This window comes from Bacillus cereus group sp. N21, from assembly GCF_016483395.1.
GTDB classification, from domain to species: Bacteria; Bacillota; Bacilli; order Bacillales; family Bacillaceae_G; genus Bacillus_A; species Bacillus_A pseudomycoides.
Genome location: NZ_JAEHBX010000019.1, coordinates 63,616 through 81,153, shown reverse-complemented (window position 1 = coordinate 81,153; position 17,538 = coordinate 63,616). Strand labels below are relative to the sequence as shown.

The following is a 17,538-nucleotide window of genomic DNA, read 5'->3' as shown; positions in this document are numbered from 1 at the left end:
CCATTAGCTCAGTTGGTAGAGCATCTGACTTTTAATCAGAGGGTCGAAGGTTCGAGTCCTTCATGGCTCACCATTTTCGCGGAAGTAGTTCAGTGGTAGAATACAACCTTGCCAAGGTTGGGGTCGCGGGTTCGAATCCCGTCTTCCGCTTTTTTACTTCGGGGCCTTAGCTCAGCTGGGAGAGCGCCTGCCTTGCACGCAGGAGGTCAGCGGTTCGATCCCGCTAGGCTCCATTATAAATTAGAAAAAACCTTACATCTTTTGATGTAAGGTTTTTTGTTTATCTTGCTTAATAAGGATGAGTTTCCATTCATTTCGTTTACAATAGAAAGATAGAGTGAAATATACCATTTGAATTGAAGTGTGTTGGAATAAGGGGAATGGAGGGATCGGTGTTGAAAATTGTTATTGCATCTGATTCATATAAAGAAAGCTTACGAGCGATAGAGGTATGTAAGGCTATTGAAAAAGGATTTACTAAAATTTTTCCTGAAGCTGAGTATGTAAAAGTCCCGATTGGAGATGGAGGAGAAGGTACAGTCCAGTCCCTTGTTGATGCTACAGGAGGAAAGATTATTCCACTTCATGTAACAGGTCCACTTGGTGAGCGTGTAGAAGCATTTTACGGCATTTCTCAAGACAAAAGAACAGCGTTTATTGAAATGGCAGCAGCATCAGGATTACAGCATGTTTCAGTTAAAAAGCGAAATCCTCTTATTACAACAACAAAAGGAACGGGAGAGCTTATATTAGATGCACTGGATAAAGGCGTACAGCACATCATTTTAGGTCTTGGAGGAAGTGCTACGAACGATGGGGGTGCCGGAATGCTCTCTGCCTTAGGTGTAAAATTTTTAGAGAAAGATGGACGAGTAATAGAACCTGTCGGTGGAAATTTACATTCTATTGATTCTTTAGATTTATCGAAGTTGGATTCTCGTTTAGCACATGTAAAACTAGAAGCGGCGTGTGATGTAGATAATCCTTTGACAGGACAAAAAGGAGCATCTTTTGTATTTGCAAAACAAAAGGGAGCAAGTGCAGAAATGATTGCACAGTTAGATGATAACTTAAAGCGTTATGCCCATGTATTAAAAAAATATTTACATATTGATGTGGAAGAGATTGCAGGTGCAGGAGCTGCGGGGGGATTAGGCGCTGCTGTTGCTGCTGTACTACAAGGGGAATTAAGAAAAGGAATTGAAATTGTATTAGATTATACAAATTTTGATGAACATATAAAAGAAGCGGATCTAGTTCTTACAGGTGAAGGAAGGATAGATGTACAAACAGCTTATGGAAAAGCTCCAGTTGGAATTGCTAGACGGGCAAAGAAACTTCATATACCCGTTATAGCTATTGGGGGTTCCGTGCTCCCTAATCACATTTCAGTTTATAAAGAAGGAATAGATGCTGTGTTTGCTGCCACATCAAGTCCAATGACATTAGAGGAAGCATATATAACAGCAAAGGAAAATATTGAAATGTCCTCACGAAATATCGCATCTGTATGGAAAATAGCATCAGAAAGACGTCTCTAATATAGGAGGCGTTTTTTTACTTTCAATTATTTATGAATACATGTGTAATGAGGTTTCTTGGGAGGCGTTTCGTTTTATACATAAAATAGCTTTAGGATATTGGTTTCTACGTAGATATGGGTGAATAAGGTGCATATACATACAAAAAAATGTCGAGTTGAGTCAGACTATAGAAAAGATTTAAAATATTTAGTGAAGGCATAAAAGGGGGAGACTATCTATGAAGAAAGAAATTTCAATCGTTGGAGTTCCAATGGACTTAGGGCAAATGCGTCGTGGGGTTGATATGGGACCAAGTGCAATTCGTTATGCAGGAGTAATTGAAAGAATTCAAAATATTGGGTATGACGTAGAAGATATCGGAGACCTATGTATTGAAAGAGAACAGGAAATAGATGAAAATACAAAATTAAGAAACCTTACACAAGTTGCACATGTTTGTGATGAATTAGCAAGTAAGGTTGATCATATTATAGAAAAAGGTCGTTTTCCACTTGTATTAGGTGGTGACCATAGTATTGCTATCGGGACACTTGCAGGGGTGGCAAAGAACTATAAAAATTTAGGTGTTATTTGGTACGATGCACATGGGGATTTAAATACGGAAGAGACATCACCATCTGGAAACATTCATGGTATGTCACTTGCAGCAAGTTTAGGTTATGGACATCCTTCACTCGTTAATTTATATGAAGCGTATCCAAAGGTTAAAAAGGAAAACGTTGTTATTATCGGTGCGCGCGCGTTAGATGAAGGTGAAAAAGAATTCATTCGTAATGAAGGAATTAAAGTGTTTACAATGCATGAAATTGATCGTATGGGAATGACTGCCGTTATGGAAGAAACGATTGCATATTTATCTCATACAGATGGTGTTCATTTATCATTAGATTTAGATGGACTTGATCCACATGATGCACCAGGAGTTGGAACACCTGTAACTGGTGGATTATCATATCGTGAAAGTCATTTAGCGATGGAAATGTTATCGGAGGCTGATATCATTACATCTGCTGAGTTTGTTGAAGTAAATCCGATTTTAGATGAGAAAAATAGAACGGCAACAACAGCGGTAGCTTTAATGGGTTCTTTATTCGGTGAAAAACTAAAATAAATGTAAGAAAAGCAGCTGAAATGCTGCTTTTTTTTATTTTAAAAAAAGAGTATAATAATGAGTTATATTATACCGCTTTACAAGAAAAGTTCGACATCTTACCAATTTTCACCAAGGGGGTGTCGTTGTAATTGTCGTTTCTTTCATGTATGGTATAATTAACTAGTTGTTGTAAATACATACAGATAGAGCAAAATAATAATATTTCAGTATATGGATAAAATTGCTCATAAGTAGGAGGAAGGGTTAGCATGCCTTTTGGAGATATGAACCTTTTGAAATATCTCAGTACGATATTAGATATCGCCGTTGTGTGGTTTGTTATATATAAGCTAATTCTTGTAATCCGAGGAACAAAAGCTGTTCAACTTTTGAAAGGGATTACAGTTATTATTATCGTTCGTATATTAAGTTATTTATTTGAGTTGCATACATTGCAGTGGCTCACGGACCAAGCTTTAACATGGGGATTTTTAGCAATAATTATTATTTTCCAACCAGAGCTTAGACGAGCGCTTGAACAATTAGGAAGAGGAAGTTTGTTCTCCCGTGGAATTGGTCAGGAAGAAGAAGAGCATGAAATCGTTGCGAATGCTGTGGCAAAGGCAACTGAATATATGGGGAAACGACGCATAGGTGCGCTTATTACATTATCTAGAGAAACTGGAATGGGAGATTATGTAGAAACCGGGATTCCTTTAAATGCGAATGTGTCATCAGAACTACTTATTAATATCTTTATCCCTAATACACCGCTTCATGATGGAGCAGTGATTATGCAAGGAAATACGATTAAAGCAGCAGCTTGTTATTTGCCATTATCGGAAAGCCCGTTCATATCAAAAGAATTAGGAACGCGTCACCGGGCTGCGATGGGAGTTAGTGAAGTAACTGATAGCATTACAGTGGTTGTATCAGAAGAAACAGGCCAAATCTCTTTAACTAAAAATGGAGAATTGCATCGTGACTTAAAAGTCGAACAGTTAAAAGAGATGCTTTTAGCAGAGTTTAGTGGAAATGTGAAGACAACTTCTTCATCTTTATGGAATTGGAATTGGAGGAGAAAGCGTCATGGATAAGCTAATGGAGAACCACTGGTTTTTAAAAGGAATTTCATTACTATTGGCGTTAATGCTTTACATGTCGACGAATTTGTCAGATAAAAACACGACAGGGAATACGAGTGCATCACTTTTTCCAACAGGTGATGTAACGGAGACAGTATCTAACGTTGTAGTAGCAGTAAATTATGATGAAGATAAATATATTGTAAGTGGTGTTCCAAAGTATATAAAAATAAAATTGGAAGGGCCAAAAAATGTAATTACTGCAGCAAGGTCGCAACGTGAGTTTGGAGTATCTTTAGATTTACGTGGGTATTCTACAGGAACATACGATGTTCCTTTAAAGTATACCGGGATGGAAAACAATTTAAAAGCAACAGTTCAACCGGCGAAAGTTAAAGTTACGATTCAAAAGAAAGCAAAAAAGTCATTTCCTGTGGAAGTAAAGTACTCAAATGAGAGTCAAATGCAAGGAAGTATGGTTGAAAAACCGACTATCAAACCGGGAACTGTTGAAGTTATTGGTACAGAAGAGGAACTAGCAAAAGTTGCGCTTGTCAGGGCGTATATTGATTTGAAGGGGATAACAAAAACAGTAACAAAGACAGCCGAAATTGTACTGTATGATGAAGAGGGCCGGAAATTAGACTTACAAACAACACCGTCTAAAGTAAATGTTACAATCCCAGTTTCAAATCCAACTGCGACAAATAATATTGAAAAAACTGTGCCACTAACTTATGTGAAAAAAGGAAGTCTACCAGAGGGGTTAGCGGTTACAAACATCGGTATCGAACCAAATGAAGTGACAATATCAGGCCCAAAAGATGTTTTGGATAATATAAAGTCCTTGGAGGGCGTCGAAGTAGATCTTAGTAAAATTACGGAATCTACAACATTCGATGCCTCTGTTTTATTACCGAAAGGTGTAACCAATGTAAGCCCCAGTCAAGTGAAGGTTTCTGTCGAAGTGCAAAAACAAAAAACTGTAAAGCATAAGACAATAGATGGCATTTCTATACAAAAAAATGGATTGTCAGATGAATTCACTTTACAACTACTTTCTCCACAAAGTGGAAAAATAAGCGTTGATATTTCAGGAGAAGCAAGTATAGTAGATAAAATAACAGCGGCGCAAATAACAGCATCAATTAATCTACAAAACATATCTTCTGGGACGCATGATATTCCAATTCAGGTTAGCGGTCCTAGTAATGTTTCAATAGAAGCAAAACAAAAAACTGTAAAGGTAACCCTTGTAAAGAAAGAAAAACCAGATCAAGAAGTACAAGGTAAGCCGGAGCAACCAGATTCACAAAAAGATAAAGAGAATGAAACAGAAAAACCAACAGAAAAACCAACAGAAAAACCAACAGAAAAACCAACAGAAAAACCAAAAGAAGAACAGAACAAAGAATCTGAAAAAGAGAATGAAGCAGAAAAACAAAAAGAGCAAAATAAAGGAGCGAATAGCAATGGGTAAATATTTTGGTACAGATGGTGTGCGCGGTGTCGCGAATAAGGAATTAACGCCTGAATTAGCGTTTAAAATTGGTCGTTTTGGAGGGTATGTATTAACAAAAGATACAGATCGTCCAAAAGTGATTATTGGTCGTGACACACGTGTATCTGGTCATATGCTAGAAGGTGCGTTAGTAGCAGGATTATTATCAACTGGAGCAGAAGTTATGCGCCTTGGCGTTATTTCAACTCCTGGGGTTGCTTACTTAACAAAAGCATTAGATGCACAAGCAGGTGTTATGATTTCAGCATCCCATAACCCAGTACAAGATAATGGAATTAAATTCTTTGGTTCAGATGGGTTTAAACTAACTGATGAGCAAGAAGCTGAAATTGAAGCTTTATTAGATAAAGAAGTAGATGAATTACCACGTCCGGCAGGAACAGAGCTTGGACAAGTGAATGACTACTTCGAAGGTGGACAAAAATACTTACAATACATTAAACAAACTGTAGAAGAAGATTTCTCAGGTTTACATATTGCTTTAGATTGTGCGCATGGTGCAACATCTTCTTTAGCACCATATTTATTTGCAGATTTAGAAGCTGATATCTCTACAATGGGTACTTCACCAAACGGCATGAATATTAATGACGGTGTTGGTTCTACACATCCAGAAGGTTTAGCAGAATTAGTAAAAGAAAAAGGTGCAGATATTGGACTTGCCTTTGATGGTGATGGAGACCGTTTAATTGCAGTAGATGAAAAAGGAAACGTTGTTGATGGGGATCAAATTATGTACATCTGTGCGAAGTACATGAAAGAAACTGGTCAATTAAAACATAACACAGTTGTTTCAACAGTCATGAGTAACTTAGGTTTCTACAAAGCACTTGAAGCAAACGGTATTACAAGTGATAAAACAGCAGTTGGTGATCGCTATGTAATGGAAGAAATGAAACGCGGCGGTTATAACCTTGGTGGTGAACAATCTGGTCATATTATCTTGCTTGATTACATTACAACTGGAGATGGAATGTTAAGTGCACTTCAGCTTGTAAACATTATGAAAATGACGAAGAAACCATTGTCTGAGCTTGCAGGTGAAATGACAAAGTTCCCACAATTATTGGTGAACGTTCGTGTAACAGATAAGAAACTGGCATTAGAAAATGAGAAAATTAAAGAAATCATCCGTGTGGTAGAAGAAGAAATGAACGGAGAAGGACGTATCCTTGTTCGTCCTTCTGGAACAGAGCCACTTATTCGAGTTATGGCAGAAGCACCAACACAAGAACTTTGTGATGGATATGTACATCGTATTGTAGAAGTTGTGAAAGCTGAAGTTGGCGCTGAATAATTCGCCAATTTCATATGAAAAAGGAGCACGTTTTGTGCTCTTTTTTCATATGTTTTATAGACAATGAAAAATTTTCATTGACGGTTTATGCTGTTTGTTATAAGATGGTCTTGTTCTTTTTCTCAAAATTAATATATGAATTATGAAAGCGCCAGAGCTACAAGTTATGTAGTTGACGAGGAGGAGTTTTATCGAGATTTCGGCGGATGACTCCCGGTTGTTCATCACAACCGAAAGCTTTTATTTAAAGCGTTGAGGTGACTCAATGGACAAAGATAAAAGTGTGATGAGGGAAAAAGAACGGATGAATACTGGCTGTATAAGTGTATACGGACTGAAACCCAATCGAGAGGAAGGTGAAAGCCGTTACAGACTTACAGGGCTGGCAATATGTAATCCGTTTTTTATATGTAAATAATGGGATCGGACTATGTCGTTACATGTTCGCAAAGCAATGTAAGCATTTGTAACGGCGACTAAACATGTGTGGAATCGTAGGATTTATTGGAGATCAAGATGCAAAAGAAATTTTATTAAAAGGCTTAGAGAAGCTAGAGTACCGTGGATATGATTCAGCGGGTATTGCAGTACAGGCAGAGAACGGTGTTGTTGTATACAAAGAAAAAGGCCGTATTGCAAAACTTCGTGAAATCGTGGATGAAAATGTAGCTGCAAGCGTGGGAATCGGTCATACACGCTGGGCAACACATGGTGTTCCAAGTAAAGTAAATGCACATCCGCATCAAAGTACGTCAAAACGCTTTACACTAGTTCATAATGGTGTAATTGAAAACTATGAATTAGTGAAAAAAGAATATCTTCAAGATGTGACGTTTGTAAGTGAAACAGATACAGAAATTATCGTTCAGCTTATGGAACAGCAAGTCAACACAGGATTAAGTGTAGAAGACGCATTCCGTCAAACGTTATCCATTTTACATGGTTCTTATGCAATTGGCTTACTTGATGCTGAAAATCCAAACATGATTTATGTTGCTAAAAACAAAAGCCCGCTATTAGTAGGTGTTGGTGACAACTTTAATGTTGTTGCAAGCGATGCAATGGCAATGTTACAAGTTACAGATCAATTTATCGAGTTAATGGATAAAGAAATGGTGATCGTAACACAAGAAAGCATTACAATTAAAAACTTACAAGGTGAAACGATTGAGCGTGCACCGTTTACAGCGGAATTAGATGCAAGTGATATTGAAAAAGGAACATATCCTCATTTCATGTTAAAAGAAATTGATGAGCAACCACTTGTAATCCGTAATATCATTCAAAAGTATCAAAATGAAGATGGCGAAATTGAATTAGATGAAGACATTCGTAATGCAATTTTAGATAGCGATCGTATTTATATTATTGCATGTGGAACAAGTTACCATGCTGGTCTTGTTGGAAAGCAATTCATCGAAAAATTTGCGAAAGTACCTGTAGAAGTACACGTAGCAAGTGAATTCTCTTACAATATGCCACTATTAACAGAAAGACCATTCTTCATTTACATTTCACAAAGTGGTGAAACAGCAGATAGCCGTGCAGTACTTGTGCAAACAAATGAAATGGGTCATAAAGCATTGACAATCACAAACGTACCAGGTTCTACGCTTTCTCGTGAGGCGGACTATACACTACCTTTATATGCAGGACCAGAAATTGCAGTCGCTTCTACGAAAGCTTACACAGCACAACTTGCAGTGCTTTCAATCTTAGCAGCTGACATTGCGAAAGCAAAAGGTGAAGTTCTTGATTTTGACTTAACACACGAATTAGGTCTTGTAGCCAATGCAATGGAAGTACTTTGTAATCAAAAAGAAGAAATGGATGCACTTGCAAAGCAATTTTTAGCGACAACTCGCAACTGTTTCTTCATCGGACGTAGCGTAGACTTCTATGTTGGTTTAGAAGGTGCGTTAAAGCTAAAAGAAATCTCTTACATCCAAGCAGAAGGATTTGCTGGTGGAGAATTAAAACACGGTACAATCGCGTTAATCGAAAAAGGTACACCAGTTATCGCGCTTGCTACACAAGAGCACGTAAACCTTGGAATTCGCGGCAATGTAAAAGAAGTAGTAGCACGCGGAGCAAACCCGTGTATCATCGCAATGAAAGGCTTAGAAATGGAAGGTGACAGCTTCGTATTACCAGCTGTACATGAAGCGTTAGCACCGCTTGTAGCGGTTATTCCATTACAACTGATTTCATACTACGCAGCGCTTCACCGCGAGTGTGATGTTGATAAGCCACGTAACTTAGCTAAATCTGTTACTGTTGAGTAGGAGATTGGGAGGTTCATAATTTTATTGTAGATTTGAAATAAAGTTGCACCGTTTTACCCCTTTAGATATGATTATCTAAAGGGGTGTTTTTATGTCGAAAAGAAAAAGAACATCCGAGATTGAACAGTGGATTAAACAAGGTCGAGGGACCGGTATTGGAGTAGATTATAAACCTTGGTTAAAGATTCAAGATGTATCTTCAAAGGGTCGTTCAACTCGTTTAAAAGGAATAAAAACAAACAGACAGCATGAATTTCTATCAGACTTGGAACGAAACTACTTTTATTTAACTGAATATTCTGATTGTGTCGTTGATATTCGAGAACAATTTCCTTTATTGCCGTTGGAAGAAACAATTGTCATTGCTGATGAATTAGGTCTAAAACATCCTACAGACCCAAAAACAAATGAGCCAGTTGTGATGACAACGGACTTTTTATTAACAGTAGATAAAGGTGAAGGGTTAGTAGAACTTGCAAGAACAATCAAGATGAAGGACGAGCTTTTTAAGGAGCGAGTTATTGAGAAATTTGAAATAGAACGGGTTTACTGGGAACGGAGACAAATTGATTGGGGCATTGTAACCGAGCTAGAAATCCCTAAAGAAATGGCACGGAATATTAGTTATATTCATGACTACTACGATATCTAACAATATGATGCATTTCAAAATATGAGCCAGCAGCATATTGAAGATTTAGCGATGTCATTGTTACAAAGGGTATTAGATACTAACCAAAGTATTAGAGAAATAACAAATATCTTTGATAAAGAAACACATATGCCATTAGGAAGTAGTATGACGCTATTTTATCATTTACTTGCACTGAAAATAATTCGAGTAGATGTGTTAGAGCCAATAAATGTAGAGCAGCCAATTGTTATTCAGTCAATTGATGAAAGCAAGTTGAAGAAGGTGAAATATGGATGATTTATATTAATCAAGTGTTTCAATATACAGCAGATTCACAGCGCATTCGTATTATTGAAATTGAAGAATCCTATGTTTATGTAGTTAATATCGATACAACGAGTGCTATGCCCAAAAGAGAGCTATATAGTCATTTAGAGATAGAGCCTGTCACTAAGCGACGTTATGTAATTGCTCAAATATATTTGGGGAATGGAAAACAATTCAACATTATAGAAATTGAACGGGAAAATCGCTCTTTGTCGATGTTGATTTTATCATCGCTTGTGACTCGTGAATGGAAAACTATTTATGATCGACTGCTTATAAATCTTGTGAATGATAGTGGAACATGGACAAGTAAGTCATTGAAAAGCATTGAAGATCAAGGTATTACAGTGGTGAAAGCTAAACACAGTTCTAAAGGGGTTCAGCATAGGGCAGAGGTTTTATTGAACAAATTAGATTACTAGACATTACGAGGGGGTTTATTAATGAAAATGAATGAAAAAACATATCTAAGTATAGAAGAGATTATTTCATTACCAACCTTATCAGGTACAAACATAAGTGATGATGGCAAAAACGTAGCATTTGTCAAGAAGACAGCTAACTGGAAAGACAATAAATATAGGAATCATGTATGGATATATGAAAAAGATAAGGGGCAGAGTTACCCATTAACAACTAGGGATATAGATAGTACATACCCATTATGGTCTCCAGATTCTAGGGATATCGCATACCTTAGCCCAGTTGGTGACGGGGATAATAAGAAAAATCAGATCTTTGTTAAGTCAATAGATGGTTATAGTGGGATTCAAATTACTGATGAGAAAGAAGGGGTCAGTAAATTCAAATGGGAGTCTACTGGCAAGGGTTTTTATTATGTTGCACAGTCAAAAGAATCTGAGGTGATAAAGAAACGTAAGGAACTATATGGAAATTTCCATCATATAGGGAAGGAATACCAGAATAATTGTTTATATTACATTGAAATAGAAAAAGTGATACAAAATGATAAATATGAACACACAGAAAATCCTGACAGTTCTGGTAAGGATAAAGAAGAACACGAAAATAGCGTTGTTTATCAACTAACTGATGGGAAGGATTTTCATATCCATGAATTTGATATTTCAAATGATGGGAAAAAGGTTGTATTTATGGCTACGCCAAGCCCAAATATGGGAGATTATATTAATGGAGATCTATACATACTAGATATTAAAGCTGGAGAGCTACAAAAGATGAATATAGATAAGTTGTTGGGAGGGAGCGTTTGCTTTTCTCCTGAAGGCAGCAAAATATGTTACTCAGCAAGCATAAGGGAGAAGGATTACTATAAGACCCATATACAAGACAGTACATTAGAGATATATGATATTAATAATGGAGAGCTAATTCAACCTTTAACAGATTTTGATAGTACGGTTATTCCATTACGGTGGACAGCTAAAGGAATTTTAATTAGATGGCAGAATAAAACTAATTATCTTATTGGGTTGCTATCTGAGGATGGCACTGTGGAAATGTTAAGTGAAAAAGTAGATAGCTTTATAATGGATGCTTCTATAACAAGGGATGGAAATCATATATCCTATAATAAGGCTATAACAAATGAAACCTTTGAAATCTATTTAGACGATAAAAAAATAACGAATGAAAATAGCTTTTTCAAAGGAAAGCTTAAAAGTAACAGGGAAATAATCTCATGGCAAAGTAGTGATGGTCTTGAAATAGAGGGTGTTTTATCAACCCCAGTAGAGTTTGACGCAAATAAAAAATATCCCTTATTAGTGGTAATCCATGGTGGTCCGGCTTGGGCATCCTTTCCAATATTTTCAGACTGTTTTAATGAGAAATATCCTATTGAACAGTTTATCGAAAAAGGCTTTATAGTTTTAGAACCAAACTACAGGGGAAGTTCTGGTTATGGTAATGAATTCTTAAAAGAAAACTATAGAAAACTGGGAATTGCTAACTACGATGATGTTATATCTGGAGTGGATAAACTAGTTGACAAAGGGATTGCAGATAAAGATAGAGTAGGGGTTATGGGATGGAGCAACGGGGGATATATATCAGCTTTCTGTTCTACATTTAGTAGTAGATTTAAAGCTATTTCAGTTGGAGGTGGAATTACTAATTGGAGTACCCATTATGTAAATACAGATATACCTTACTTTATTAGGATGTATTTAGGAAATAACCCATGGAATGATCCAGAGATATATACTAAAACATCACCAATGACATATATTAAATCAGCCTGTACCCCCACCTTAATCCAACATGGCGAAAAGGATGCAAGAGTTCCAACTCCAAATGCATATGAGCTATATCAAGGATTAAGGGATATGGAAGTTGATACAGAATTAATTATATTTAAAGGAATGGCATATAGTTCTGACCAGCCAGGAATTAATGTGGCTATTATGAAGCAGAATTTGATGTGGTTTTCACACTATATTCTTGGAGAAAGTATGAAAGATTTTAGGGTTTTATAATGGATATTCTCACAGGATACATAAGGATGAAACAGTCTTCATAAGGAAGCTTTTTTTTCTTATTTAGCCTGTGATTGTAGCTCTATGATTTCCATGTAAATTTCCACTGTATAATACTCTAGCAACTATATTGACTTACAATTGTATAGCAACGTTATGGCATTAAGCTCCCTGTACCTTAGTAGGGGTACGGAAACGATTCGTGTAAAAACTGCAATAGGATAAAAACGTGGTTCAGATATGGAAAATTACATATTTGTCACGTTTTCTTCTTATAAAAGATTAATTAGACCTAGAAGGCAAAGTAGATATAAGAAATGGATACTTCAGTACAACTGATTTATCTACGGGACAAAAAAGATATATTAAATAAAATGATCAAACTTTTTAAAAAAAATGAATGTGGGTAAAATGCCAAAGAGCTAAATTTTGATCAAACTTTTTTCAAAATTTAGCTATTGTTTTTTTCTGAAAAAACAATACTTCACACAAGGTTTTGATTAAACTTTTTTAACACCTACATTTATTGTAGATTTGAAATAAAGTTGCACCGTTTTACCCCTTTAGATATGATTATCTAAAGGGGTGTTTTTATGTCGAAAAGAAAAAGAACATCCGAGATTGAACAGTGGATTAAACAAGGTCGAGGGACCGGTATTGGAGTAGATTATAAACCTTGGTTAAAGATTCAAGATGTATCTTCAAAGGGTCGTTCAACTCGTTTAAAAGGAATAAAAACAAACAGACAGCATGAATTTCTGTCGGATTTAGAACGCAATTATTTTTATTTAACTGAGTATTCTAATTATATTGTTGCTGGCCGCAGAACAGATTTCGAAAAAATAGAGAAACTACATATGCAGTAAGGCTTGAAATGAAAAGAGATAAAGCAATTGAACTATTACACTATGATAATTTATATGATTTCACTTTGGATATTATCGGAAATAATTCTTATTGATGACTTAAAGCAGAGTCGAAGGCTAATTACAGCTCATGAATCGGGAGTAAAAATAAGATTGCAAAAAATTTTTAAATATAACAACGTAGGTTTAAGAGTATTTGAAAAAACAATCGACCGAATAGAACGAATGATGAGAGGGATGGGAAAATGAGCGATACAAGGACCAAATTGATGCTGGATTTGCAAAGAATTGAGAAGGATAAGTATCAGTTACGCGAAGGTGAGCAGCATCAAGATTTCTTACCTTTGTTACTTCAATATATTGGCGATCCTCAGCCAGAATTACGGGATAACCTGATTTATCCGATGTTTTATATGTGGATTAAGGAAGAGAATAGGTTCAGTGGAGAGGAGTTGCGTAGCCTCTTAACTGTTCTGACTGATGAGAACCATTTGTTCTATAATATTGGCAGCGAGGATGATCAGTCAGTTTTTACAAGGACGTTCTCTGCCTTGCCTATCGCTTTGATTGTGCAACGCCACAGACAGAATCCATTTTTCAATCAAGCGGAAATTGAGCAATTAATGCATGCAATGCTCCGTTATTATAAAGAGGAGAAGGATCTGCGAGGTTACCTTTCAGTAGGAGGCTGGGCTCACAGCGCGTCTCACGGTGCGGATGTTTTTGTCGAGCTGGTGCAGTGCGAGGAGAGTAGCGTCGCACTGCTGCGTGAGGTTCTTGTCGCTATTTCTGGCATGCTTCATAATGGTAGACAAATTTTTAGCGATGAGGATGATGAGCGGTTGGTCAACATCGTGGATACGATGATTGACAAAGAGTTACTTCCACATCAAGAAATCGCTGATTGGATTAGCGGCTTAGCGCAATGCTGCAATTTGCCGAGAAGTCGCAGTCAGGTGATTGCTCGCGTGAACAGCAAGAATTTTTTACGCAGTCTCTATTTCAGAAGGGGACAAGATATCCGAGGGGATGAGCTTAACACTGTCATGCTTGGTACTGAGGCAAAATTGAACAGGTTTTCTATCAGTTAAAGGATTAGAGTGTGTTTCAATTTTCGTTTAGTTAAAAATGGCAGTCACAAAATTACTACTGTGACTGCTTTATAAAAGGTTGACCAAAGCCTTAGTTCTTTGTTTGACACCCTCTAGCATGTTCCTCCATTAAAGGGCGCTTTAATGGAGGAAATATCATAGAAATGATCAAACTTTTTTATAAAAGAATGATTCAATAAAATATATTAAGAGCGTGTTTTGATTAATCTTTTTTCAAAACACGCTCTTTCTTTTTGCTTGTTTATCAAGGCTATTAGTATTAATTTGATCAATCTTTATTCTAAAGCTACATTTATTGTTGGTTTGAAATAAAGTCGCGACGTTTTTAAAAAAGATGCGAAGCTTTACCCCTTTAGATACGATTATCTAAAGGGGTGTTTTTATGTCCAAAAGAAAAAGAACATCTGAAATTGAAAAATGGATTATGCAAGGTCGCGGGTCAGGAATTAGGGTGATTATCAGCCTTGGTTGAAGATTCAAGATGTTTCCTCGTTAGGTCGATCAACACGCTTGAAAGGGATTAAAACGAGCAGACAACATGAATTTTTATCAGATTTAGAACGAAATTACTTTTATATAACTGAATATTCTTATTTTGTTATTGCAGATGAATTAGGAATTAAACATCCTACAGATCCTAAAACGGGCGAACCGATTGTGATGACAAAGGATTTTTTATTAAGTGTAGAATTAGAAAATGATAAATGTAAATATTTGAAATATATGTCAACAATTTTAAAAAATGCTGTGTATTCTATTTTATATCGTAGTAATCTTGTAATGAACAAGTTATTTATTCTTTAAAGGAGGCAAACAAATCATGGATATTATGATTGAAAAGATTCCAGCATATCGGATTGCTTACATAAGGGAGATTGGCCCTTATGGAATTAATAATGTGCGAACAATGGAAAAATTAAAAGAATGGGCAAAATCTAACCATTTATTTAATGACGAATCCATAATTTTTGGAATTGCTCAGGATAATCCTGAAACTACTAAACTTGAAAACTGTCGTTATGATACCTGCATAGTTGTTTCAAACGACTATGCAGTAACTGATGACTATGTAAGAGAAGGTAATATTGTTGGAGGAAAATATGCTGTTTTTAAAATTAATCATACAGCAGAAGCAGTTCAGAAAGCGTGGGTTAATATTTTTCCAGAATTATCAGGGCAAGGATATCAATTTGATGAAGCAAGACCAATCATCGAAAGGTATGTAGTCAAAATGGTTAATAATCATCATTGTGAAATTTGTGTACCCGTATATTAAAGTAGTAATTGGATAAATTCCAATTTGTTTGATTGAACAAAACGAGCACCTTATATTTCCTCTTTTTGGTTCTTAAAAAATACATTTTCCACTTCACTGGCCAAAAGGAATATCTCAGGGAGAGCATAACAACCAATAATTTTCGTACTAGGAAATATATCTATTGCAGGTACTATATCAAAAATCTGGCCTCTTTAAATGTACTCTTAGCTTTTATAAATACAGCCCTTTTAGTTTTCGTCTAAAAGGGCTGTGCTGTTTACATGTTTAATTTAGTTTTCAATATCCAATATTTATTTCCGTTTATTGTAAATGAGAATTCGACCCATCCATTGGGATCTTCGCGATGAACGAATACTGATGTTCCTAATGCTAATGTACCTTGGTTGTTTTCTGTAACAGACTGACTTTTAATTACTCCATCAAATGAATAGGGTACAACGTAATAGAAGGCAGCTAGTTTAGCAGTTGCTTTCGTTCCCTGTGGATATGTTTTATATGGGATATCATTTGAGAGTGCGTCAACATTTAAGGTATTTGGGTTTTTAGGTAATTTTTTTGCATATAAATAATCTTGCTTTTGGAAGGGTTTAATACGCTCCATAATTTTTGCGATTTTGGTAGACCATTCTTGATCTGTTGAATACATAACATTCATACCTTGCAATGTTGGACCATAGTAATATGAACCATTTTTCTCTAAATATTTATCTCTTACATAATTGGCATTATAGGCAATGCTATCACCGAAAGTTGGTAAATATTTTGCATATTTAAACGGATCCTGATCATAAGCGCGCAAACCAAATAGATTATGTTTGCGATATGCGATTTCAGATTTACCATATCCGGATTCTAAAATAGCATGTGCCGCTAAATAAAGTGCGTTAACACCATACTGAGCTTGAGCTGCAACAAAGTCGTTTCCATGTCCAATTAATGGGCTATCTGGTTGGTACTTTTTAATGTCAGCATCAATTTCTTTACCAGTAACATTTGAAGCATATGTTAAATCAAGGTTTATATATGACGTAGCAGTAATATTATTTTCAGGAATCCAAGTACCGCTGTTATTGAAATAATACGTTGTTCCGTCAATAGAAGCGAATCCAGTTTGCATAACACCATTTAGCTGTAAATAGTACCATGTACTCCCTTCTTGTAGCCAACCCGTTTTCATCGTCCCATTTGAATTTAGGTAATACCACTGGTTACCGTCGAGAAGCCATCCTGTTTTCATAGCGCCATTAGAGTTTAGGTAATACCAAGCTCCGTTATCAAAAAGCCACCCTGTTTTCATAGCGCCATTAGAGTTTAGGTAATACCAAGCTCCTTTATCGAAAAGCCACCCTGTTTTCATAGCGCCACTAGTGCTTAAATAATACCAAGCCCCGCTATCAAAAAGCCATCCTGTTTGCATGACTCCGCTTGAATTTAAGAAATACCAATTATTATTGTTTTGTAACCATCCTTTTTTTACAGTTTCATTTGTTTTAATTGCTGTATTGTAAGTTGATACAGTTTCAGCCATCCCTTTTATAGGAATAAAAAGTATGCTTGATGCTAAGATAATTGATGCAGCTTTTTTTAACATTTCTTAATAATACTCCTTTTAGTAGTTTGTTAGTTTCATATTAACCAAAGTACTATTGTAACAAGGGAGGAGGAAAAAACAAACAAATATCATAAAAGTCTAATAAATTACTGTTAAAATAATTTTATATGAGTAGTTTCATATAATTGTTAGTAAAGTGGAATGTAAATAGAAGTAAAAAGGAACAGTGATTGAGTGACGAGCATAGAACTAGAAAAAGTTGACTTATACAGTCAGCTTTTTATTTTGAGGGTGTTGTAAAATTCATACATATTCAAAAATAGATGCATAAAAAAATTCGTTTTCTTGGAAAAATGATACTATCAAACTATCCGAAGAAAGGACGAATTTGCTAGTATAATAACCAATTTTGATATTGAAAGTAACTGTTATGTACTTATTACTGTCCTAGTGGAAGAAATCGAAGTATTGAAATCATTAGCC

11 protein-coding genes, 2 tRNA genes and 4 pseudogenes are annotated in these 17,538 nt (G+C 35.9%); 16 read left to right on the top strand and 1 reads right to left on the bottom strand.

Annotation, left to right across the window (positions count from 1 at the left end; all coding sequences use genetic code 11):
* Positions 1 to 78 precede the first annotated feature (78 nt).
* The 16 genes and pseudogenes from JDS96_RS13400 (at position 79) to JDS96_RS13330 (ending at position 15,500) form a co-directional block, all read left to right on the top strand.
* Positions 79 to 150 (top strand) — tRNA-Gly (locus JDS96_RS13400).
* 10 nt (positions 151 to 160) lie between these two features.
* A tRNA-Ala gene (locus tag JDS96_RS13395) sits at positions 161 to 233 on the top strand.
* Between the two features lie 162 nt (positions 234 to 395).
* Positions 396 to 1,541 (top strand): glycerate kinase, encoded by a 1,146-nt coding sequence (locus JDS96_RS13390; RefSeq protein ID WP_199667109.1) that lies wholly within the window; start codon positions 396 to 398, stop codon positions 1,539 to 1,541.
* A 220-nt stretch (positions 1,542 to 1,761) separates the two neighbouring features.
* Positions 1,762 to 2,655, top strand: a complete 894-nt coding sequence (gene rocF, locus JDS96_RS13385) for an arginase (RefSeq protein WP_003194411.1) — start codon at positions 1,762 to 1,764, stop codon at positions 2,653 to 2,655.
* A gap of 251 nt (positions 2,656 to 2,906) precedes the next feature.
* Positions 2,907 to 3,734 carry a diadenylate cyclase CdaA gene (gene cdaA / locus JDS96_RS13380; protein WP_003204777.1) on the top strand — a complete coding sequence of 276 codons (828 nt, stop codon included), beginning with the start codon at positions 2,907 to 2,909 and terminating at the stop codon, positions 3,732 to 3,734.
* Positions 3,727 to 5,202 carry a CdaR family protein gene (locus JDS96_RS13375; RefSeq protein ID WP_199667108.1) on the top strand — a complete coding sequence of 492 codons (1,476 nt, stop codon included), beginning with the start codon at positions 3,727 to 3,729 and terminating at the stop codon, positions 5,200 to 5,202. Before cdaA ends, JDS96_RS13375 begins: the two co-directional genes overlap by 8 nt.
* Positions 5,195 to 6,541 (top strand): phosphoglucosamine mutase, encoded by a 1,347-nt coding sequence (gene glmM / locus JDS96_RS13370; RefSeq protein WP_018767176.1) that lies wholly within the window; start codon positions 5,195 to 5,197, stop codon positions 6,539 to 6,541. Before JDS96_RS13375 ends, glmM begins: the two co-directional genes overlap by 8 nt.
* A 286-nt stretch (positions 6,542 to 6,827) precedes the next feature.
* A pseudogene (locus JDS96_RS33035) lies at positions 6,828 to 7,011 on the top strand (hypothetical protein).
* 12 nt (positions 7,012 to 7,023) lie between these two features.
* Complete coding sequence (gene glmS, locus JDS96_RS13365; protein ID WP_003194417.1) at positions 7,024 to 8,826, top strand: glutamine--fructose-6-phosphate transaminase (isomerizing); 1,803 nt, start codon at positions 7,024 to 7,026, stop codon at positions 8,824 to 8,826.
* Between the two features lie 91 nt (positions 8,827 to 8,917).
* Positions 8,918 to 9,757 (top strand): annotated as a pseudogene (locus tag JDS96_RS13360) (TnsA endonuclease N-terminal domain-containing protein).
* Entirely contained in the window at positions 9,754 to 10,209 is a 456-nt protein-coding gene (locus JDS96_RS13355; protein ID WP_242479904.1) for a Tn7-like element transposition protein TnsE, read from the top strand. The pseudogene JDS96_RS13360 and the gene JDS96_RS13355 overlap by 4 nt, the downstream one beginning before the upstream one ends.
* 21 nt (positions 10,210 to 10,230) lie before the next feature.
* On the top strand, positions 10,231 to 12,246 hold the full coding sequence (locus tag JDS96_RS13350; RefSeq protein ID WP_199667107.1) for a S9 family peptidase: 2,016 nt from the start codon (positions 10,231 to 10,233) through the stop codon (positions 12,244 to 12,246).
* Positions 12,247 to 12,839: 593 nt separating this feature from the next.
* Positions 12,840 to 13,061 (top strand): annotated as a pseudogene (locus JDS96_RS13345) (TnsA endonuclease N-terminal domain-containing protein); the annotation flags it as partial.
* A 296-nt stretch (positions 13,062 to 13,357) separates the two neighbouring features.
* Positions 13,358 to 14,203: a DUF2785 domain-containing protein gene (locus tag JDS96_RS13340; protein WP_199667106.1), complete on the top strand. Its 846-nt coding sequence runs from the start codon at positions 13,358 to 13,360 to the stop codon at positions 14,201 to 14,203.
* Positions 14,204 to 14,606: 403 nt separating this feature from the next.
* Positions 14,607 to 14,914 (top strand): annotated as a pseudogene (locus JDS96_RS13335) (heteromeric transposase endonuclease subunit TnsA); the annotation flags it as partial.
* A 130-nt stretch (positions 14,915 to 15,044) separates the two neighbouring features.
* Positions 15,045 to 15,500, top strand: a complete 456-nt coding sequence (locus JDS96_RS13330) for an AraC family transcriptional regulator (RefSeq protein ID WP_199667105.1) — start codon at positions 15,045 to 15,047, stop codon at positions 15,498 to 15,500.
* A 259-nt stretch (positions 15,501 to 15,759) separates the two neighbouring features.
* Here the strand turns inward: JDS96_RS13330 and JDS96_RS13325 are convergent, their stop codons facing one another.
* Positions 15,760 to 17,094 (bottom strand): glucosaminidase domain-containing protein, encoded by a 1,335-nt coding sequence (locus JDS96_RS13325; RefSeq protein ID WP_199667104.1) that lies wholly within the window; start codon positions 17,092 to 17,094, stop codon positions 15,760 to 15,762.
* Positions 17,095 to 17,538 lie beyond the last annotated feature (444 nt).

Coding starts and splice junctions, on each gene's coding strand:
- rocF (WP_003194411.1), top strand. CDS start 1,762: ATGAAGAAAGAAATTTCAATCGTTGGAGTTCCAATGGACTTAGGGCAA.
- cdaA (WP_003204777.1), top strand. CDS start 2,907: ATGCCTTTTGGAGATATGAACCTTTTGAAATATCTCAGTACGATATTA.
- JDS96_RS13375 (WP_199667108.1), top strand. CDS start 3,727: ATGGATAAGCTAATGGAGAACCACTGGTTTTTAAAAGGAATTTCATTA.
- glmM (WP_018767176.1), top strand. CDS start 5,195: ATGGGTAAATATTTTGGTACAGATGGTGTGCGCGGTGTCGCGAATAAG.
- glmS (WP_003194417.1), top strand. CDS start 7,024: ATGTGTGGAATCGTAGGATTTATTGGAGATCAAGATGCAAAAGAAATT.
- JDS96_RS13355 (WP_242479904.1), top strand. CDS start 9,754: ATGATTTATATTAATCAAGTGTTTCAATATACAGCAGATTCACAGCGC.
- JDS96_RS13350 (WP_199667107.1), top strand. CDS start 10,231: ATGAAAATGAATGAAAAAACATATCTAAGTATAGAAGAGATTATTTCA.
- JDS96_RS13340 (WP_199667106.1), top strand. CDS start 13,358: ATGAGCGATACAAGGACCAAATTGATGCTGGATTTGCAAAGAATTGAG.
- JDS96_RS13330 (WP_199667105.1), top strand. CDS start 15,045: ATGGATATTATGATTGAAAAGATTCCAGCATATCGGATTGCTTACATA.
- JDS96_RS13325 (WP_199667104.1), bottom strand. CDS start 17,094: ATGTTAAAAAAAGCTGCATCAATTATCTTAGCATCAAGCATACTTTTT.